At 63.7% G+C, this 17,814-nt stretch carries 20 protein-coding genes; 5 read left to right on the top strand and 15 right to left on the bottom strand.

Annotation, left to right across the window (positions count from 1 at the left end; genetic code table 11):
- Nucleotides 1-101 precede the first annotated feature (101 nt).
- Nucleotides 102-962 carry an alpha/beta fold hydrolase gene (locus QE494_RS03150; RefSeq protein ID WP_300041447.1) on the bottom strand — a complete coding sequence of 287 codons (861 nt, stop codon included), beginning with the start codon at nucleotides 960-962 and terminating at the stop codon, nucleotides 102-104.
- A 254-nt stretch (nucleotides 963-1,216) separates the two neighbouring features.
- Between QE494_RS03150 and QE494_RS03145 the strand changes: the two genes are divergently transcribed.
- Entirely contained in the window at nucleotides 1,217-2,203 is a 987-nt protein-coding gene (locus tag QE494_RS03145) for a tripartite tricarboxylate transporter substrate binding protein (protein WP_300041446.1), read from the top strand.
- Between the two features lie 87 nt (nucleotides 2,204-2,290).
- Here QE494_RS03145 and QE494_RS03140 read toward each other — a convergent pair whose 3' ends face one another.
- Entirely contained in the window at nucleotides 2,291-3,241 is a 951-nt protein-coding gene (locus tag QE494_RS03140) for an alpha/beta fold hydrolase (protein ID WP_300041445.1), read from the bottom strand.
- A 137-nt stretch (nucleotides 3,242-3,378) separates the two neighbouring features.
- Between QE494_RS03140 and QE494_RS03135 the strand changes: the two genes are divergently transcribed.
- Nucleotides 3,379-3,867 carry a hypothetical protein gene (locus QE494_RS03135; RefSeq protein ID WP_300041444.1) on the top strand — a complete coding sequence of 163 codons (489 nt, stop codon included), beginning with the start codon at nucleotides 3,379-3,381 and terminating at the stop codon, nucleotides 3,865-3,867.
- On the top strand, nucleotides 3,860-4,570 hold the full coding sequence (locus QE494_RS03130) for a 2OG-Fe(II) oxygenase (protein WP_300041443.1): 711 nt from the start codon (nucleotides 3,860-3,862) through the stop codon (nucleotides 4,568-4,570). Before QE494_RS03135 ends, QE494_RS03130 begins: the two co-directional genes overlap by 8 nt.
- A 203-nt stretch (nucleotides 4,571-4,773) precedes the next feature.
- Here the strand turns inward: QE494_RS03130 and QE494_RS03125 are convergent, their stop codons facing one another.
- From QE494_RS03125 to guaB, 6 genes are read right to left on the bottom strand one after another with little or no spacing between them, the layout of a single operon-like run.
- The gene (locus QE494_RS03125; RefSeq protein ID WP_300041442.1) at nucleotides 4,774-5,574 is read right to left on the bottom strand and encodes an outer membrane protein; all 801 of its coding nucleotides are present in this window, start codon (nucleotides 5,572-5,574) and stop codon (nucleotides 4,774-4,776) included.
- Between the two features lie 52 nt (nucleotides 5,575-5,626).
- Nucleotides 5,627-6,445 carry a dienelactone hydrolase family protein gene (locus QE494_RS03120; RefSeq protein WP_300041441.1) on the bottom strand — a complete coding sequence of 273 codons (819 nt, stop codon included), beginning with the start codon at nucleotides 6,443-6,445 and terminating at the stop codon, nucleotides 5,627-5,629.
- 7 nt (nucleotides 6,446-6,452) lie between these two features.
- Nucleotides 6,453-8,102, bottom strand: coding sequence for a glutamine-hydrolyzing GMP synthase (gene guaA, locus QE494_RS03115; protein WP_300041440.1), 1,650 nt, complete (start codon nucleotides 8,100-8,102; stop codon nucleotides 6,453-6,455).
- Nucleotide 8,103: 1 nt separating this feature from the next.
- Nucleotides 8,104-8,556, bottom strand: a complete 453-nt coding sequence (locus QE494_RS03110; protein WP_300041439.1) for a putative toxin-antitoxin system toxin component, PIN family — start codon at nucleotides 8,554-8,556, stop codon at nucleotides 8,104-8,106.
- Nucleotides 8,549-8,770, bottom strand: a complete 222-nt coding sequence (locus tag QE494_RS03105; protein WP_300041438.1) for an AbrB/MazE/SpoVT family DNA-binding domain-containing protein — start codon at nucleotides 8,768-8,770, stop codon at nucleotides 8,549-8,551. The genes QE494_RS03110 and QE494_RS03105 overlap by 8 nt, the downstream gene beginning before the upstream one ends.
- A gap of 46 nt (nucleotides 8,771-8,816) precedes the next feature.
- Nucleotides 8,817-10,292: an IMP dehydrogenase gene (guaB, locus tag QE494_RS03100; protein WP_300041437.1), complete on the bottom strand. Its 1,476-nt coding sequence runs from the start codon at nucleotides 10,290-10,292 to the stop codon at nucleotides 8,817-8,819.
- Nucleotides 10,293-10,442: 150 nt separating this feature from the next.
- On the opposite strand from guaB, the gene QE494_RS03095 reads away from it, so the two are divergent.
- Nucleotides 10,443-11,021, top strand: coding sequence for a DUF4124 domain-containing protein (locus QE494_RS03095; RefSeq protein ID WP_300041436.1), 579 nt, complete (start codon nucleotides 10,443-10,445; stop codon nucleotides 11,019-11,021).
- 26 nt (nucleotides 11,022-11,047) lie between these two features.
- Here the strand turns inward: QE494_RS03095 and QE494_RS03090 are convergent, their stop codons facing one another.
- Both QE494_RS03090 and QE494_RS03085 read right to left on the bottom strand, forming a co-directional pair.
- Nucleotides 11,048-11,401, bottom strand: coding sequence for an RnfH family protein (locus tag QE494_RS03090; RefSeq protein ID WP_300041435.1), 354 nt, complete (start codon nucleotides 11,399-11,401; stop codon nucleotides 11,048-11,050).
- A gap of 75 nt (nucleotides 11,402-11,476) precedes the next feature.
- Entirely contained in the window at nucleotides 11,477-11,920 is a 444-nt protein-coding gene (locus tag QE494_RS03085) for a type II toxin-antitoxin system RatA family toxin (protein ID WP_300041434.1), read from the bottom strand.
- Nucleotides 11,921-12,051: 131 nt separating this feature from the next.
- Here QE494_RS03085 and smpB point away from each other — a divergent pair, with 131 nt between their 5' ends.
- The gene (gene smpB, locus QE494_RS03080) at nucleotides 12,052-12,525 is read left to right on the top strand and encodes an SsrA-binding protein SmpB (protein WP_300041433.1); all 474 of its coding nucleotides are present in this window, start codon (nucleotides 12,052-12,054) and stop codon (nucleotides 12,523-12,525) included.
- A 23-nt stretch (nucleotides 12,526-12,548) separates the two neighbouring features.
- Here smpB and QE494_RS03075 read toward each other — a convergent pair whose 3' ends face one another.
- Genes QE494_RS03075 through rbfA form a run of 5 tightly spaced genes read right to left on the bottom strand, consistent with a single transcriptional unit; the run spans nucleotide 12,549 to nucleotide 17,800 of the window.
- Nucleotides 12,549-13,715 (bottom strand): enoyl-CoA hydratase/isomerase family protein, encoded by a 1,167-nt coding sequence (locus tag QE494_RS03075; protein WP_300041432.1) that lies wholly within the window; start codon nucleotides 13,713-13,715, stop codon nucleotides 12,549-12,551.
- A complete protein-coding gene (locus QE494_RS03070) occupies nucleotides 13,712-14,593 on the bottom strand; it encodes a DMT family transporter (RefSeq protein WP_300041431.1) in 882 nt (293 codons plus the stop codon). The genes QE494_RS03075 and QE494_RS03070 overlap by 4 nt, the downstream gene beginning before the upstream one ends.
- A 20-nt stretch (nucleotides 14,594-14,613) precedes the next feature.
- Nucleotides 14,614-16,443 (bottom strand): translational GTPase TypA, encoded by a 1,830-nt coding sequence (typA, locus tag QE494_RS03065; RefSeq protein ID WP_300041430.1) that lies wholly within the window; start codon nucleotides 16,441-16,443, stop codon nucleotides 14,614-14,616.
- The gene (gene truB, locus QE494_RS03060) at nucleotides 16,440-17,426 is read right to left on the bottom strand and encodes a tRNA pseudouridine(55) synthase TruB (RefSeq protein WP_300041429.1); all 987 of its coding nucleotides are present in this window, start codon (nucleotides 17,424-17,426) and stop codon (nucleotides 16,440-16,442) included. Before truB ends, typA begins: the two co-directional genes overlap by 4 nt.
- Nucleotides 17,427-17,428: 2 nt before the next feature.
- Nucleotides 17,429-17,800 (bottom strand): 30S ribosome-binding factor RbfA, encoded by a 372-nt coding sequence (rbfA, locus tag QE494_RS03055; RefSeq protein WP_300041428.1) that lies wholly within the window; start codon nucleotides 17,798-17,800, stop codon nucleotides 17,429-17,431.
- Nucleotides 17,801-17,814: the final 14 nt, after the last annotated feature.

Below are 17,814 nucleotides of genomic sequence, written 5' to 3'. Positions count from 1 at the left end.
GAAAGCGGGTGGCTTGTTGGTCACGTCCGACCCTTCAGCGAATCCCCTGCCCGTTCGTATCGCCAAAATTCGATGGCATCACTGTGTTTGGCGGAGAAGTTTCAGGTCGGCCTGTGTTGGGTCAGGAAGGGCCTGACATGGCCCGCGAGTTCCCCCGCTTTCTCCCAGACCATGCAAAAGCGTGCGTTCTGGATCACGTGGGCCTGTGCCAGATGCTGCAACCGCGAGGTGTACTGCTCCAGCAGCGCGGTGTAGTGGAAATGCTCTCCCATCAGCAGTAGCGTGGGGCATGGGATGGCCTCCAGGCCCGCTTTGATGTCGTAGGCATTGAGGGCGTCCAGGGCCTGCCAGCGGTCCCGACCTGTTTCGAGCTGTGCCACGTTGATGCGGTCCATCCATGACTGGTCGGGATGCATGGGCGCGTGCGTCGGGTCCTTCTCGCGCATGAACTCCAGCGTACGCGTGGTCGGAAAGCCGGACGCATCTGCAGGCCGCAGCGTGTCCTTCAGCGGGCGGTGCACTTCATGCGCCTGTTGGTTGTCCTTGTAGATCGGGCAGTTCACGAGTACGGCGGCTTGGACTGCGGCACGGTGCCGCGCGCTCATCTCGGCCGCGACGGCGGCGCCTGTAGCCTCGCCCATCGCCACATAGCGAGCAAACCCCAGCGCCTGCATCACCTCGGCGCCGCAGTCGGCGTAATCGGCGATGCTCGGTTGGAAGGGAATGTGGTCGGACATCCCGCACCCGGGGTAGTCCATCGCTACCGCGTGGACGTCGCCGGCCAGTGCTTCCAGAAGCTCGATCCCCAGTGCAGACGACTGTTGGTTGATATGGAAAAGAATCAGCGCGGGTGCATTCGCGTCCTGTGCAGGGCCTGCGATTCGGCAATGAATCTGCCCGAATCGGGTATCGACAAGACGTCGGCTGACACGAGGCGGCAGCGCAGGGGTTGAAGCGTTCATGGTCTCAGGACGTCTGTTGTGATTTTGATTGATCAAGCATAAGTCTGAGCACCTTTTCAAACAAGATTCGCTGATGTACTCGTCGCTGGGTGTGAGTCCGGTCTGGCGTCGGGCGCGCCAGCAAGGCGAACAATTAGGCATTTTGATAGTGATATGCTGATTTGCCGCGACTCCCCTTGCAGCACTTTCCGGAGACTTCGGCGACGCTTTGAAGCTTGGCATCGCCGCCCATAAAAAACGAGGAGAACGATCTCATGAAACGATTGGCCGCCTTCATGCTGGCGTGCGCGGCATCTGCCGTGATTGCCCAGCCAGCGCCCCGCCCTGCTGATTCCGCTGCGGGGTATCCGTCGCGCCCCATACGTTTCGTGGTCACCTATCCCCCGGGGGGAGGCACCGACTTCGTGGCCCGAGAGGTCGGCAATGAACTCGCGCGCTTGCTCAAGCAACCCGTCATTGTGGACAACCGCGGGGGGGCCGGCGGGGTGATCGGTACCGAGCACGTTGCAAAGTCTGCACCCGATGGCTACACCCTGCTGTTCGGAACCACGGCAGGCATGGTCATCAACCCCTTGCTGCGAAAGACGCTTCCGTACGACGCCACAGCCGACTTCGAGCCGGTCTCCTTGCTGGCAATGGCTCCGCAGATGCTGGTCGTCAACATCGACCTGCCAGTACGCACGGTCGGCGAGCTGGTCGACTACGCGCGGCGCAATCCGCGCAAACTCAATTACGCATCTGTCGGCCCTGGTGCGCCCAACCACATTGCCACCGAGACGTTCAAGATGATGACCGGGACGGACATCACCCATGTGCCGTACAAGGGCGCAGGCCCGGCCATGACCGACGTCATCGCCGGGCAAGTCCAAATGACGTTCAACCCGCTGCCGCCCCTCCTGTCGCAAGTGAAGGCCGGCAAGCTGAGGGCGCTGGCGGTCACATCCAAGTCAAGGTCACCGGCGGCACCCGAGGTGCCCACCATGGAGGAAGCCGGCATCAAGGACTATGAGGCCAACTTCTGGTACTCGGTCTTCGTGCCGGCCCGTACGCCCAAGCCGATCATCGACAAGCTCAACGAAGCTATCCGCACCACCCTGGCCAACCCGGCGATGCAAAAGAAGCTCGTCGAGCAAGGCCTCGATCCGCTAAGCAGTTCGCCCAAGGAACTCGGCGACCTGATGGCCAAGGATTCGAAGCGGCTCGGCGAGGTCGTTCGCAAAGCGGGCATCACGGCGGAGTGAGGAAGCCTAGGCCAAGTGCGCGACGTCCGCTTCGCGCAGCTTGTCGGGCATGTCGATGGCGGCCGATGCGCCCTCTCTTGTAGTCGCTCAAGGCGCCGTTTTTAGACCAGCCTGCGTGGCCTGCAAAAAGCCGCTGAGGGCCTGTAGCCCTTCCGCTGCACGCTCTTCCTGCGGGAGGTGACCCACGCCAGGGATGGCGGCCAGGCGAGCGTTCGGGAGCGTCCGCAGATAGTCGCTGGAATTGGCGAACGGAATCATCGCGTCCTGCTCTCCCCAAATCAGAAGCGTCGGAACCACGATGGCCCGCAACTGCGGAACGGGGTCCGTCAGCACCGTCTGGCGCATGCGAGCGAGCATGGCCTGCCGTGCGCCCGGCGCCAGCATCATCTCGTGGTAACGCGTCATGAGCGCAGGGGTCATCACGCTCAGGTCAGCGTAGGCCGGGGCCAGACTCATCTTGAGGAGAGGCTTTGGCAGCGCGTAGCGCATGAGTGCCATCGATGCGGGGACTTCGGCCGCGCGCCCGTACGCGAAACCGGGGCTCGCGAAACCATCCGGGGCGACCAGCACCAGGCGTTCGGCGCGTTGCGGATGGCGGGCCGCAAAAGTCCATGCCAGTCGGCCCCCGATCGAGTGGCCGGCGATGCCGGCCTTGGCCAAGCCCAGGCTGTCCATCACCGCCACGATCAGTTGGTGGCTGCGTTCATCGCTGTAGTCGGCGGTCGGGTCCGGATCGCTCAGGCCGTTGCCGGGCAAGTCAAACCGCACGATGCGGTGCATTGACTCCAGCGCCAAGGCCCACGCCTCCCAGGTGTGAAGGCTTGAGCCAAAGCCGTGGATGAATAAAACGGCCTGCGCATCGCGGGGCCCGGTGTCCCGCAGGTGAAGCCGCCACGGGCCCACTTGGCGCATGTCGCCTGGCGTACTCAGGTAAGTGGCTTCCAACTGCGCCCGGTCGCGATCGGGCGTCCACAGCCAGATCCCCAATGCAAGCAGGGCCAACAAGAACAGGCCGCTTGCCAGTGCAAGGATGGACATGGTTGAAGTCTTTCGCGAAATGGCCACCGAGCCGTCCTCAGGCCAACCCGGCGAGGCATTGGCTGAAGTCCAGCGGATCACTGGCCCATGACCTTGGCTGCGCTTGCTGGCGCGAGTCTTGAGCGCCGCAATGTTGCATGCGCCACACGATCGCCCGCATCATCGAAGCACCGCAGAGCCCCTCGGCGCGGCGCTGGAGGGACCCGCCGCGCAACGCCTCAGACCTGGGCGTCAAGGTCGGCGACGGCGGCGCCAGAAACGGCTCTGCGCGATTGTTTGGGTTCGGCACGATTCCTCGATTCTGGGGCCTGGGCTGTGCGGTCGCTATGGACGACCAAACCGTCGGCACAATGGCGGAAACTGACCAGAGCGTCCCAGTGCCCGAGCCCTGGCGCTGGGGCCCCGGGCGGTGCTGCCACGCAAAGCGTTGGCTGCACCGCAGCGGTACTCTTCCCGAGGGTGTCGGCCAGCAGTTTTTTTCGAGCAGAGTTATTTTCATTTGCAACAATGACAAACCAAGAAAAACTTACCGTATTGCTTCTGGAGAAAATCCAAGCCTCAGCGGCTTCGATACAGACGCAATGGGCGAATCCGGTCGGGACAAAGACACGCCATTTTGTGATTGACGAATTGCTTGACCCAGCGATTTGTCAATCCATTTATGAGGCTTTTCCCAAAGACGGAAACGGCTTTTTCAATCGTGAGTCATTTCGCGAAAAGAAGAGAACATCTGCCGATTTGGGCGCATACGACAAAATACTGGCCGACATCACATACGCATTCCAGGATGCCCGCGTAGTAGATTTGATATCCAAGACCGTCGGGTTTGAGCGAATCGAGCCGGATCCGAAGCTTTATGCGGGTGGGCTCTCCATGATGTTCCCCGGAGACTTCCTGAATCCGCACATCGACAACAGCCACGATGGCGATAGGGAGAGATACCGCCGACTCAATCTTTTATATTATGTTTCGCCAGACTGGAAGATTGAAAACGGCGGCAACTTTGAACTCTGGGACGAAGAGCGGGAAAAGCAAAAAACTCTCACGGCACATACCAACCGACTGCTGGTCATGGAGACCAACAAAACAAGTTGGCACTCGGTGAGTCAAGTTGAAGTGGACAGGCCGCGGTGCTGCGTGTCCAACTACTATTTTTCAGTGGACTCCCCTGATTCAACTGAATATTTCCACGTGACCTCATTCACAGGCAGGCCGGACGAAAAAATAAAAAGAGCCGTGGGCGTTGCAGACAATGCCTTGAGAAACCTTGTCTCTAAAACCTTCAAGGTCGGACGAGGCAAAAACCTGGTCAACAAGGGCAAGAACTAAGCTCGAAGAAGGGCAGAGCGGAGCCTGATCAGGCCTCTTAAACACCTGCCTAAGCGCCGTCCCACTGGTATGGGAGCAATATCTCCACCGGCCCGTCTGCATGGAGGGCCCGCACGATGGCGTCACCGTATTCGCCGTAGGGCACCCGGATGCCCGTGAGCCAAGGGGCCACCCAAGTGTTGAGCGGACTGTAGCTCGGCTGCTCAGCGGCCCTGGCCGAAGGCGTAGGTCACGCCGACGCGCACCGTGTTCATATGCAAGCCGTTTTCTACCAGGCGGCCCTGAACGTCGGTGTAGCTGCCCTGAGCGCCGCCCCGGGCATCCGCGAAGCGAAACGTCTCATCGCGAAATCGCGTGTGTAGGTATTCCGCGCGCAATGACCACAGCCGTCCAAGCCGCCACTGCACGCCCGCGCCCAGGGCGTGGCCAATGCGGTTCTGGCGGTCGGTTTCGCTGAACCTGAACTCCGTGAGGCTTGTCAGCGCATTGGCCTGGTACTGGGTGCGCGCAACCTTCTCGGACGAAAACGCCAGACCACCCGTGCCATAGATCAATACGTCACCCAACGGCCATCCGGCAAGCAGCCGCGTCGTGGCCAGCCAGGGTGCGTCGTATTGAAGCGTCGCACTGGGCTGGCCCAGAAAGACGCCGGAATCAATGTAGTTGCCGTTGCGGGCCTGGTGGCCAAGCCTTGCAAGATCGGCCTCAAGACCTACGATCAGGCCAGATTCGAGGCGCTTGCGAATACCCATGTGGACACCCAAGCCGCTGGCGTCATCGCGCAGGTTTTGTGCCGACTCGCCCCGTGAATTATTCCCCGCCGTGCCGTCTGCTCTCGTGGTGGCCCCGCTGATGACGCTGCGAGAAGCCACTGCCGTCACGCCAGCGTAGGGGCCTGCCCAAGGGTCCTCGGCGCGGGCTTGGCCTGTGCACATGGCGGCCAGGGCGAGGAGCGCCCCATGGCTGATGGCGCGCGCGTGATTTGTTCTTTGGTTATCAGGCATTTCTACTCTCAGTTCATGGCGGCGTTGTCGCTACCTGTCGTTGCCGTTGAATTTAATTCGGTTTGTCTCTGTTCATCGACTGCCGAAGAAACTGCGTGACCGCATCGCGGGCCAGCGGTGAAAACCCGGTAGGGTGCCCTTGGCCCGGCAGCAGCACCTGCGCAGCGCTCGTGCGAAGACGCCAAAACGGTCTGTCTGCGCATTGCAGGTTGGGGCGATCAGGGCGGGCAAAAGATGTGTCGAGCTCCCAGTTGACCACCAAGGTGGCGGTGTCGAGGGGCGCCCGAAGTGGGCCGCGAAGCGCGCCCCCCTCGCTACACGGGAACCCGGAAATGACCACGCCCTGAAGCGAATCATCGCGAATCAGGTAGGCGGCCATCGCGCCCTCGCTATGCCCCATCAGGAAAATGTTCTTCTGATCCACCCAAGATGAATTTCTCAATTTGCTCATCGTGTGGGCGAATTCAGCGGGCCTGAGCTGCGACATCAGGACATTGGAAAACTCACCATCAAACGATGGATCTTGCGTGCAATTGCGCCTCCGGCCTGGAATCCTCAGCGAGTCCGGAAACACGGCCACAAAGCCTTCCGACTTGAGGTGCTGGGCCCATCTGCGCTCGTGGTCCGTGATGCCGCCGCAACCATGCAGGAATACCACCGCCGGGAAAGCTTTGTCTGACGTCACGGAATCCGGTCGCCGCATCATGAGATTGCCGGGAAGGTAGACCTCTGCATAGTCCCAGGCTTTCGACACGTCGAACGCCTGTTGTGCGACGGACTTACTAGAAGCCATCCAGAGCACGGCGAGCAAAACGATCAGCCCAAGGCTGGCCCTGAGCGGCTGGAGGTTGAGGCGATGGGCTTGGCTCATCGGGGCTCTACTCCCACTCAATCGTCGCCGGCGGCTTAGAGCTCACGTCATAGGTCACGCGGTTGATGCCCCGCACTTCGTTGATGATCCGCCCCGACACTTTCTTCAATAGCGCATAGGGCAGTTCCGCCCAGTCGGCGGTCATGAAGTCGCTAGTTTGCACTGCGCGCAGGGCCACCACGTAGTCGTAGGTGCGGCCGTCGCCCATCACGCCCACGCTTTTCACGGGCAGGAAAACGGTGAAGGCCTGGCTGGTGAGGTCGTACCAGCTCTTGCCGGTCGCGGCGTCGACATGGTTGCGGAGCTCTTCGATGAAGATGGCGTCGGCCCGCCGCAGCAGGTCGGCGTATTCCTTCTTGACCTCGCCCAGAATGCGCACGCCCAGGCCAGGGCCCGGGAAAGGGTGGCGATACACCATCTCAGGCGGCAGGCCCAAAGCCACGCCGAGCTCGCGCACTTCGTCTTTGAACAGGTCTCGCAGCGGCTCCAGGAGCTTGAGCCCCAGTTGCTCAGGCAGGCCGCCTACGTTGTGGTGGCTCTTGATGGTGACGGCCTTCTTGCTCTTGGCACCGCCACTTTCGATCACGTCCGGGTAGATGGTGCCCTGGGCCAGGAACGTCGCCCCTTTGACGGCCGGTTGGCCGTCAACTTCCGATGCCTTGCCGCCCGAGCCCGCCTTGAGCTTGGCCGCCTCCGCCTTGAACACGTCGACAAACAAACCACCGATGATCTTGCGCTTTTGCTCCGGCTCGCTCACGCCGGCCAGATTGCCCAGAAACAGGTCGCTGGCGTCGACGCGAATCACCTTGGCGTGCAGCTTGCCGGCAAACATGTCCATCACCAGGTCGCCCTCGTTCAGGCGCAAGAGGCCATGGTCGACGAACACGCAGGTGAGTTGGTCGCCGATGGCGCGGTGAATCAGGGCCGCCGCCACCGAGGAGTCGACGCCGCCAGACAGACCCAAAATCACTTCTTCATCGCCCACCTGCTCACGGATCTTGCGCACCGCCTCTTCAACATGACCCGTCATCACCCAGTCGGGGCTGGCCTGGCAGATGTTCAGTACGAATCGCTCGAGAATGGCGTGGCCCTGCACCGTGTGCGTGACCTCGGGGTGAAACTGCACCGCGTAAAAACGCCGGGCCTCGTCGGCCATGCCGGCGATGGGGCAGCTGGGGGTGGAGGCCATGGTCTTGAAGCCCGGCGGCAGCGCGGTGACCTTGTCGCCGTGTGACATCCACACATTGAGCATGCCGTGCCCCTCGGGCGTCGTGAAGTCGGCAATGTTCTCCAGCAGCTTCGTGTGGCCATGGGCGCGCACCGCGGCAAAGCCGAATTCGCGCGTTTGGCCGCTTTCGACTTTGCCACCGAGTTGGTGGGCCATGGTCTGCATGCCGTAGCAGATGCCCAGCACCGGCACACCCAGCTCAAACACCGCCTGCGGTGCCTTGTCGGTGGTCTCTTCGTACACGCTGGCATGGCTGCCGGAGAGGATGACGCCCTTCAACTTGCCGTCGGCGGCGTACTGGCGCACCCACTCGTCGCTCACGTCACAGGGGTGTACTTCAGAATAAACATGGGCCTCGCGCACGCGGCGAGCGATCAGCTGGGTGACCTGGCTGCCGAAGTCGAGGATGAGGATCTTGTCGTGTTGCATATCAGTGGCCCCAAGCCTTGAGCGCCTGGGCGGGAGTAATGATCAAAAAGCACATGCGGCGCAAGGCAGGGTCGTTCAGTTCCAGCAGGTCTCGGTCCCCTGTCACCAGATCGACCGCTTCCCCTGCCTGCGCCAATTCAAGAAACATGTCATGAAACGGGTCGCGGCAGCGGGGAACACGCTGGATCTGACTGAGACGCTCCTCGGGCTTCACCACGCGGGCGTAGGGAAGGTACTCCGAGAGCAAATCCTCCCGGTCTTCTTGAGACAAGCGGAATTTCGGGTAGGCCAGCACCCGCACCAGCTCCATCGTGGTTTGCGCAGACACCAGGGGCTGCACCAAACGCTCTTGCCAAAAGCGCCGGATCTGACTCGCCTCGCCCTGCCTGAACAGCAAGGCCGAAACGACGACGTTGGTATCGAGGACAACGCGCCGCAGCCCAGAGTCAGTCACGACGGGCCCACTGGACGGCGTCTTGGATGTCTTGCTCGGTGAGATTCAATTCCGCCAGTTTGTTGCGCAGGGCATCGGCCTTACTGATCCGTACAGGCGTCAGCACGATACGCCCCTCGACAACTTCGATGTCGAAGTACTCGGCCGCAGCCACGCTTGACACGACCGCCTTGGGCAGGGTGATCTGGTTCTTGGAGGTCATCTTGGCCAGCATGGGATCTCCCTTAAGTAAGGATTCCTTACTTTACAACATCCCGGAATCAGTCCGCCCGGTAGTTGGGCGCTTCCTTGGTGATCTGCACGTCGTGCACATGGCTCTCGCGCATGCCCGCGGCGGTGATCTGCACGAACTCGGCCTCATTGCGCATTTGCTCGATGGTGGCGCAGCCGCAGTAGCCCATGGACGCGCGCACTCCACCGGCCAACTGGTAGACGATGGAGACCATCGAACCCTTGTACGGTACCCGGCCCTCGATGCCCTCAGGCACCAGTTTTTCGGCGTTGGGGTTGCTGGTGGACGCTTCCTGGAAGTAGCGGTCCGCACTGCCCTGCTGCATGGCGCCGATGGAGCCCATGCCGCGATAGCTCTTGTAGCTGCGGCCCTGGTACAGCACGATCTCGCCCGGCGCCTCTTCAGTGCCTGCGAACATGCCGCCCATCATCACGGTGCTGGCGCCTGCAGCAATGGCCTTGGCGATGTCGCCGGAGTAGCGCACGCCACCGTCGGCAATCAGCGGAACACCGGTGCCAGCCAGGGCTTGGCAGACGTTGTCAATGGCGGTGATCTGGGGCACACCCACCCCCGCCACGATACGAGTGGTACAGATGGAGCCTGGGCCAATGCCTACCTTCACGCCGTCGGCACCCGCCTCCACCAACGCCAGCGCCGCGGCGCCCGTGGCGATGTTGCCGCCGATCACGTCGATATGCGGGTAGTTTTGCTTGACCCAGCGCACGCGTTCGATCACGCCCTTGCTGTGTCCATGCGCGGTGTCCACCACGATCACGTCGACGCCGGCCTTGACCAGCGCCTCGACGCGCTCCTCTGTACCCACGCCCACGCCCACCGCTGCCCCCACCCGCAGGCGGCCGGCGCTGTCGCGGGCCGCATTGGGAAAGCTGGTCTGCTTGGTGATGTCCTTGACGGTGATCAGGCCCTTGAGTTCGAAGGCGTCGTTGACCACCAAGATACGCTCGAGCTTGTGCTTGTTGAGCAGCGCCTTGGCCTGTTCAGGCCTGGTGCTGTCCTTGTCGTTGACGGTGATCAGGCGCTCGCGCGGGGTCATGATCTGGCTGACCGGCACTTCGTAGCGGGTCTCAAAGCGCAGGTCACGGCCACTGACAATGCCCACCACCTTGCCACCATCGACCACCGGGAAACCGGAGATGCCTAATTGCTCGGACAGTGCCATCACGTCGCGCACCGTGTGGGTGGGGGTGATCACCACCGGGTCACGCAGCACGCCAGACTCGTAGCGCTTGACGCGCGACACTTCGGCCGCCTGCTGCTGCGGGGTGAGGTTCTTGTGGACGATGCCGATGCCCCCCTCCTGAGCGATGGCGATGGCCAGACGGCTCTCAGTCACCGTGTCCATGGCCGCGGACACCAGGGGCAGATTCAGGGCGATGTTGCGGGTCAGCCGCGTGGCCAGGGAGGTGTCCTTGGGCAGGACCTCGGAGAAGGCGGGCACCAGCAACACATCGTCGAAGGTGAGCGCTTTGCCAAGTAGGCGCATGGGTGGAAGCTCCAAAAGACGAATTGTACCCAGGGGGTTTCCCTGCCCCACTCGCCAAGCGGTACTGCCCGACATGTTCCAGCCGACCTGTTCAATCATCGGCGGCCTTGGGATGGCCCCTGCCGGGGCCAGGGCGCTACACTGCGACCCATGGCGCTCATACATACTTTTCGACTAGTCTGCCTGGCAGGCGCGCTCCTCAGTGGGGTGCCCCTCAGCCTGGCGCAGCCCACGCCCTCCTCCGGCACCAGCAGCGCCTCTGGCGCTGCCTGGGTGTGGACCGACGCCAATGGGCGGCGCGTCTTCAGCGATCGGCCGCCACCGGCCGACGTGCCTGACCGGCGCATCCTGCGCCAACCCTCCGCCGCCTGGCCCGACGCCCTGCCCCGGGTCGACGCGCTGGCCGTGCCACAGAGCCCTGCGTCGGCCCCCGCCACACTCCCTGCAGGGCCCGGATCCACCGCACAGCGGCCCGCCAGCCCGCCCCAGTCTGCAGCTTCGGCACGGCTTCTGGCCGAGCGCGCCGAGCAGACCGAACGAGACCGGGTGACAGCGCTGCGGGCAGAGAACTGCCGCCGGGCCCGAGGCGCGCTGGCCACGCTGGATTCCGGGATACGCCTCGCCACCACCAACGACAAGGGCGAACGCGAGATTCTGGGCGAGGCCGCCCGCGCCGCCGAGGCCCGGCGTTTGCGCGAGATCATGGCAAGTGATTGCGCGGCACCCTGAGCAGGCAGGTGCAGGCCGCAACCCCTTCAGACTTTTCCGTCTCCGTTTTTTCCGTCTCCCTTGCGGCGCCTGGCAAAGAGGCCAGCCGCACGGGAACCCTGCTGTGTGAAGCGCTCGCGCCGTGCCACCTTCGGGTCCACACGCAAGGCGCGCAGCACCTCGACCCGGTCCTGGTCACGCAGTGGGTGGCCAGGCGCCTGGGCCCTCCCCCACACCGCCACCGTCAACTCGCCCTTCACCAGTGCATCGTCCGCGTCCGGGAACTCGGCGTGCAGGCCAGACGCCAGCAGCGCCATGGCCAGCGTGGCACTGTCGGCCAACTCCAGCGACCACTCCCGTGTCAGCCGCGGCGCTGGGCTGTAGACCACGGTCACTCGCATAAGCAAGCGGCGTCTACCGCGCCATCTGCGCCATCTGCGCTATGTGCGCCTTCTGCGGCTACTGCGACTCGGAACTCAGCCCCCATAGACCTGCTCCGCCCGCTTCACGAAGGCATCGACCAGGCTGCCGGCAATCTTGTCGAACACCGGCCCCACCAGGCCCGCCAGTGTGGCGCTGCGAAAGGCGTAGTCCAGCGAGAGCTCTACCTTGCAGGCGCGCTCACCGGCTGCGCCCACGGGAGTGAAGCGCCAGTGGCCCGCCAGATGCGAGAACGGTCCGTCCACCAAGGCCAGGTCAATCTGGCGTCCAGGCACATGGCTGTTGCGGGTGGTGAAGGTCTGCCGGATGCCGGCGAAGGCAATGCCCACCTGTGCCTGCATGCCAGCCTCATCCTCCTCCAACACGCGGGTGGTGTCACACCAGGGCAGAAACTGCGGATACACGGCCACGTCCCGAACCAGCGCGAACATCTCCTCGGCGCTGTACCAGATCAGGACGGATTTGTGGACGGTTTTCATGGACAATCGTGGGGCCTGCCGCGCGCCCTTGCAGGGTCCCGGGCGGCCCGCGAGCCGTCTCCGGCAACTCCCGCCATTGCGCGGGTCAGGCATCGATTGTATTGAGCCGGACCGGCCCCTCCCTCCATCCCATGTCCAAGAAGCCCGAAGCCCCCGCGCGCATTGCCGACAACAAGAAAGCGGCCTTCAACTACTTCTTCGAAGAGAGGTACGAGGCCGGCATGGTGCTGCAGGGGTGGGAGGTGAAGGCCTTGCGTGAGGGCAAGGTGCAGTTGACCGACGGCTACGTGGTCATCAAGCAGGGCGAGCTGTTCCTGATCGGTTGCCAGATCAACCCACTCAAGACCGCGTCGACCCATGTGACGCCAGACTCGGTGCGCACCAAGAAGCTCTTGCTGCACAAGGATGAAATCCGCCGTCTGATCGGCAAGGTCGAGCAAAAAGGCTACACCCTGGTGCCGCTCAACCTGCACTGGAAGGCAGGCCGCGCCAAGTGCGAGATTGCGTTGGCCAAAGGCAAGGGTGAGCACGACAAGCGCGCCACGATCGCCGATCGTGAGGGCAAGCGCGAGGTCGAGCGGGCGATGAAGCAGCGCAATCGCTGAGGGCCTTTTTCAGGCGGCCTCGATCAGGCGAGGTCCCGCAGCGGATGCGCCCAGGCCGGCCAGGGACTCTCGAAGAACGGCTCGACCATCTCGGGTGTGACATCTTCGATGCGCGCAGGGTTCCACTTGGGGCTGTGGTCCTTGTCGACCGCCAGAGCACGAATCCCCTCCACTGTTTCGCTCGCGGCGCCGCTGCGGGCCAGGTGTTCGGTATGGAAGCAATGGCGCACCATGTCGCGTTCCATGCGCAGGTCTTGCGTCAGGCTCATGCTGCGGGCGCGCCGGATCTGGGCCAGCACCACGTGCAGCATCATCGGCGAGCGCTGGCGCAGCGCGGCCAGGGTTTGTGCGGCCCAGGCGTCGCCCGCCGCGGCCTCGGAGGCCAGGGCCTGGGCTATCTCCGGCACCGTCGGCAAACCGAAGACGCGGTCGATCGAAGCCCGCGCGGCGGGGAGTACCGTTCCCGCCGCTAAGGCCGCAGCGGACCCAGCAGACGCTACCGACGCTACCGAAGTGTCGGCAGCAGCGGTCGTTGCGGGCAGTGTGTGCAAGGCAGCGGTGTCACCATCGGCCATTCGCTCCCACAGCGCTGGCAACTCGGTACTGGCCACCACCGTATCGGCCAGGCCCGCGTCACGGGCGTCCGCTCCCCCGATCACCTGCCCGGTGAGCGCGAGGTACTCGCCGACATGGCCGGGGCAACGCGCCAGGAACCAACCACCGCCCACATCGGGAAAGAGCCCGATGTGGGTTTCGGGCATGGCCATCTTCGTGCGCTCGGTCGCCACCCGCAGCGACTGCGCCGCGCCGTGGCCGGCGATGCCCATGCCGCCGCCCATCACGATGCCGTCCATCAACACCACATAGGGCTTGGGATAGCGGTGTACCAAGTGGTTGAGGGCGTATTCCTCGGTGAAAAAATCCTCCAGCCGCGGGTCGCCAGCCAGTGCGGCCCGGTGGAAAAAACGGATGTCGCCGCCCGCGCAGAAGGCGCCAAACGGCCCTTCCCGGCCCATGCCGCGCAGGGCCACGGCGTTGATCTGGTCGTCGTCGGCCCAGTCACGAAGCGTCGCGGTCAGGGCGCGCACCATCGCCAGAGACAGGGCATTGAGCGCCTTCGGCCGGTTGAGGGTGATGAGGCCAAAGCGGCCGCGCCGCTCGGTCAGTATGTCGGGGTGAGAGGGGCTCATCGCGCTTGTCTCCATCCAAGAATCTCATTGCCTAGCAAGGCCGCCAGCACCAGCAACCCGCCCACCAGCACACGGGCCTCGGGCACTTCCCCCGCACCCACCCACGCCAGCAAGATGCCAAACACCACCTCGAGCAATGCCAGCAGTGACAACTCTGGCGCGCTCAGGACACGGGCACACAGCACGGCGCCCACGCAAGGAATGGCCAGTTGGAACAAGCCCAAAAATGCCAGCAGGCTCAGGTCATGGGCCGTTGCCTGAAAAGGCAGCGCCAACGGCAGCATCGCCAGGCAGGACACCAGGGCGCCCACGGCCACCGCCGGTACCAGGTCGACCTGCTCACCGCGGGCTTGGGCGCGCTGGTTCAGCGTCCAGTTGGTAGCGCCTGCGACGGGCACCGCAAAGGCGACCGCGATCCCCAGCCACCCCGCCGGGCCAACCTGTCCGATCTGGCTGCCGTAGATCCAGGCAATGGCGCCTCCGGCCACCGCAATGGCAACCCAGGTTCGCAGCGCAATGCGATGGCGCAGAAAGATTCGCGCGCCCAGCGCCGTGAGCAGCGGGCCGATGGACATGGTCACCAGCACATGGGCCACCGTGGTCAAGGTCATCGCCAACATGAAGGCGGTGAACATCACGCTCCAGCACAGGCCCGAGACCCACAGGGCTTTTGGCGCATGCCGCAGGCGCGCAAAAACGCCAGGGCCCCGCAGCAGGGGCAAGATCACTGCCAGCGATACCAGGGTGAAGAAGCTACGCCAGAAGGTCACCTCGAAGCGGGCCGCCTGCTCGAGGTGACGGGTGACGACGCCGGCGGTGGACCACAGCAGGGTCACCCCCACCATCGCCAGCACGGCACGTCCATGGGTGAGCCGCATCAAGGCGCCCCGCTACTGGATTACGCGGCTTCGCGGGACGCGCGCTTGCGGTCGTGTTCCTTGAGGTAACGCTTGCGCAGGCGCACGCTCTTGGGCGTGATTTCGACCAGCTCGTCGTCCTCGATGAACTCGACGCCGTACTCCAGGGTCAGCTCGATCGGGGGTGTGATCTTGATCGCGTCTTCCTTGCCGGAAACGCGGAAGTTGGTCAGCTGCTTGGTGCGAGTGGCGTTGACCACCAAGTCGTTGTCGCGGCTGTGGATGCCGACGATCATGCCCTCGTACACCGGGTCGTTGGCCCGGACGAACATGCGACCGCGATCATCGAGCTTGCCCAGGGCGTAGGTGAAGATTTCGCCGTCGTCCATGGAGATCAGCACGCCGTTCTTACGGCCGCCGATGTCGCCCTTGTGCGGCTCGTAGCCGTCAAAGATGTTGGAGATGAGGCCAGAGCCACGGGTCAGGTTCAAGAACTCGTTCGAGAAGCCAATGAGGCCACGCGCCGGAATGCGGTACTCGAGGCGCACGCGGCCACGCCCATCGGGCTCCATGTTCACCAGCTCGCCCTTGCGCTCGCCCAAGGCCTGCATGACGCCGCCCTGATGTTGTTCTTCAATGTCGGCTGTCACCAGCTCGATCGGCTCGTGACGCTCGCCGTCGACCATGCGAAAGACCACGCGCGGCTTGGACACGGCCATCTCATAGCCTTCACGGCGCATGTTTTCCAGCAAGATGGTCAGGTGTAGTTCGCCTCGGCCCATCACTTCGAACACGCCCTCCTCCTTGGTCTCAGACACGCGCAGCGCCACGTTGTGCTGGAGTTCCTTTTGCAGGCGGTCCCAGAGTTGGCGGCTGGTGACGTACTTGCCTTCACGGCCGGCCAGCGGACTGGTGTTGACGCAGAAGTTCATGGTCAGGGTGGGCTCGTCGACCTTGAGCATCGGCAGCGGCGCCGGGTTGGCGGGCTCCGTGATGGTGACGCCGATGCCTACTTCGTCGATGCCGTTGATCAGGACAATGTGGCCGGGACCAGCCTCGGTCACCTGCACGCGATCCAGGCCCTGGAAGGTCAACACCTGGTTAATGCGGCCCTTGACCGCCTTGCCGTCCGGGCCTTCCATGACCAGAACGTCCATCGAGGGCTTGATCGTGCCCTGGCTGATGCGGCCCACACCGATGCGGCCCACGAAGGTGGAAAAGTCGAGCGCAGAGATCTGCAATTGCAGCGGCGCCGAGGCATCACCCGAGTTGGCGGGAACGTGCTTGAGGATGGTGTCGAACAGGGCCGACATGTCGGGACCCCACTGCTCGCCGGGCGCCCCTTCGGTCATCGAGGACCAGCCATTGATGCCCGAGGCATAGACCACCGGGAAATCAAGCTGTTCGTCGGTGGCGCCGAGCTTGTCGAACAGGTCAAAAGCGGCGTTGATCACCTTGTCGGGGTTGGCGCCGGGCTTGTCGACCTTGTTCACCACCAGAATGGGGCGCAGGCCCAGGGCCAGCGCCTTTTTGGTCACGAATCGGGTCTGGGGCATGGGGCCCTCTTGGGCGTCGATCAGCAACACCACGCCGTCGACCATGGACAGGGCCCGCTCGACCTCGCCGCCGAAGTCCGCGTGGCCGGGGGTATCGACGATGTTGATGTGGGTGCCCTGCCAGCTCACCGCGCAGTTTTTGGCCAGGATGGTGATGCCGCGCTCGCGCTCGATGGCGTTGTTGTCCATCACCGTGTCGACCACCTTCTCGTGGTCGGCAAAGGTGCCCGACTGCCGCAGCAGTTGGTCGACCATGGTGGTCTTGCCATGGTCCACGTGGGCGATGATGGCGATGTTGCGAATGGGAGTGCTCATGGGATGGTTACCTCTTGGGATGCTCTGGATTCCAGGATTTGCTGTATTTCGATGGGGCTCAGCAGACGCCCCGGGATCAATTCACTGGCTTTGACATGCGCCGTGCCCAGGAGGGCCGGCGGCGCGTCGCCGAACACCGCCACGGCACTGGCATCTGGCCACGCACCGCGCCGGCGCAGGCCGGAAAGAAAACGACCCGCATCATCTGTGCCGAGCGTGACGCGGGTATGTCCGGCCAACAGGGCCTCGGGCGGCAGCAGTTGCGCGAGGCGCTCGCCCTCGGGCAGGGCCTCCAGGGCTTCGAGCGTGATCGAGTCCTGCACCGACAAGCCGCCGGTGTCGGTTCGGCGCAATGCAGACAGGTGCGCGCCCCAACCGAGGGCGGCGCCAATGTCCTCGCCGAGGGTGCGGATGTAGGTCCCTTTGCTCACCGTGGCCCGAATGTGCAAGGTCGGGTGCCCGGTGGCCGCGGGCGCATGCGGGGTGATGGTCAGGGCGTGGATGGTGACCTCACGCGGCTCGCGCTCGACCTCCTCCCCTGCCCTGGCGTATTCGTACAGCGGCTTGCCGTTCTTCTTGAGGGCGCTGTGCATCGGCGGCATCTGACGGATGGGGCCGGTAAATTGCGCCTGAACCACCGCCAGCTCCGCCGGGGTGGGTAGGGAGACGGCCCGTGGATCCAGCGACTCGATCACGTCGCCCTCGGCGTCACCGCTGGCGGTTCGAACGCCCAGCACCGCAACCGCCTCGTAGGTTTTGTCGGCCTCCAATTGGAGCCCGCTGAATTTGGTGGCCGCGCCGAAACACAGGGGCAAGGCCCCAGTGGCCAGCGGATCCAGCGTGCCGGTATGGCCGGCTTTTTCCGCCCGCAGCAGCCATTTGGCCTTTTGCAGTGCGTTATTGCTGGAAATACCGCGTGATTTGTCGAGTACCAGCACCCCATGCACGGGGCGCCTCACGACCCGTGCTCGTGGTGCGTTCATGCTCAGGTCTCGGTGTCCTTGGAACGGGAGGCCACCGCTCGGGCGATCAGCGCGTTCATGTCGGCCGCGCGCTCGGGCGTGCGGTCATAGACGAAGTGCAGCGTCGGCACCGTATGGATATGCAGGCGCTTGAACAGCCCACTGCGCAAAAAGCCGGCGGCCTGGTTGAGACCCTGCGCCGTTTCCTCGACATCGCCATTGAGCACGCTGAAGAAAACCTTGGCGTGGGCGTAGTCTGGCGTGAGCTCGATGCCCTGGATGGTGACCATGCCCACGCGCGGGTCCTTCAATTCGCGGGCGATCAGGTCCGCCAGATCGCGCTGGATCTGGTCCGCTACCTTGAAGTTACGGTTCGGAGCTGCTCTTTTGGGCATCGCGCGGAACGGGG

Origin of the sequence: Ramlibacter sp., from assembly GCF_029866045.1 — a bacterium.
In the GTDB taxonomy this organism is placed as follows: Bacteria; Pseudomonadota; Gammaproteobacteria; order Burkholderiales; family Burkholderiaceae_C; genus Ramlibacter.
This window is presented reverse-complemented; position numbering and strand designations above follow the sequence as displayed.

What these genes read in the sequence shown, in the direction of transcription:
- typA (WP_300041430.1), bottom strand. Translation starts at nt 16,443, where the DNA reads ATGAGCACTCCCATTCGCAACATCGCCATCATCGCCCACGTGGACCAT.
- QE494_RS03120 (WP_300041441.1), bottom strand. Translation starts at nt 6,445, where the DNA reads ATGAGCCAAGCCCATCGCCTCAACCTCCAGCCGCTCAGGGCCAGCCTT.
- QE494_RS03095 (WP_300041436.1), top strand. Translation starts at nt 10,443, where the DNA reads ATGGCGCTCATACATACTTTTCGACTAGTCTGCCTGGCAGGCGCGCTC.
- QE494_RS03145 (WP_300041446.1), top strand. Translation starts at nt 1,217, where the DNA reads ATGAAACGATTGGCCGCCTTCATGCTGGCGTGCGCGGCATCTGCCGTG.
- guaA (WP_300041440.1), bottom strand. Translation starts at nt 8,102, where the DNA reads ATGCAACACGACAAGATCCTCATCCTCGACTTCGGCAGCCAGGTCACC.
- QE494_RS03105 (WP_300041438.1), bottom strand. Translation starts at nt 8,770, where the DNA reads ATGCTGGCCAAGATGACCTCCAAGAACCAGATCACCCTGCCCAAGGCG.
- QE494_RS03135 (WP_300041444.1), top strand. Translation starts at nt 3,379, where the DNA reads ATGCGCCACACGATCGCCCGCATCATCGAAGCACCGCAGAGCCCCTCG.
- QE494_RS03070 (WP_300041431.1), bottom strand. Translation starts at nt 14,593, where the DNA reads ATGCGGCTCACCCATGGACGTGCCGTGCTGGCGATGGTGGGGGTGACC.
- truB (WP_300041429.1), bottom strand. Translation starts at nt 17,426, where the DNA reads ATGAACGCACCACGAGCACGGGTCGTGAGGCGCCCCGTGCATGGGGTG.
- QE494_RS03140 (WP_300041445.1), bottom strand. Translation starts at nt 3,241, where the DNA reads ATGTCCATCCTTGCACTGGCAAGCGGCCTGTTCTTGTTGGCCCTGCTT.
- QE494_RS03085 (WP_300041434.1), bottom strand. Translation starts at nt 11,920, where the DNA reads ATGAAAACCGTCCACAAATCCGTCCTGATCTGGTACAGCGCCGAGGAG.
- QE494_RS03075 (WP_300041432.1), bottom strand. Translation starts at nt 13,715, where the DNA reads ATGAGCCCCTCTCACCCCGACATACTGACCGAGCGGCGCGGCCGCTTT.
- smpB (WP_300041433.1), top strand. Translation starts at nt 12,052, where the DNA reads ATGTCCAAGAAGCCCGAAGCCCCCGCGCGCATTGCCGACAACAAGAAA.
- QE494_RS03150 (WP_300041447.1), bottom strand. Translation starts at nt 962, where the DNA reads ATGAACGCTTCAACCCCTGCGCTGCCGCCTCGTGTCAGCCGACGTCTT.
- QE494_RS03090 (WP_300041435.1), bottom strand. Translation starts at nt 11,401, where the DNA reads ATGCGAGTGACCGTGGTCTACAGCCCAGCGCCGCGGCTGACACGGGAG.
- rbfA (WP_300041428.1), bottom strand. Translation starts at nt 17,800, where the DNA reads ATGCCCAAAAGAGCAGCTCCGAACCGTAACTTCAAGGTAGCGGACCAG.
- guaB (WP_300041437.1), bottom strand. Translation starts at nt 10,292, where the DNA reads ATGCGCCTACTTGGCAAAGCGCTCACCTTCGACGATGTGTTGCTGGTG.
- QE494_RS03125 (WP_300041442.1), bottom strand. Translation starts at nt 5,574, where the DNA reads ATGCCTGATAACCAAAGAACAAATCACGCGCGCGCCATCAGCCATGGG.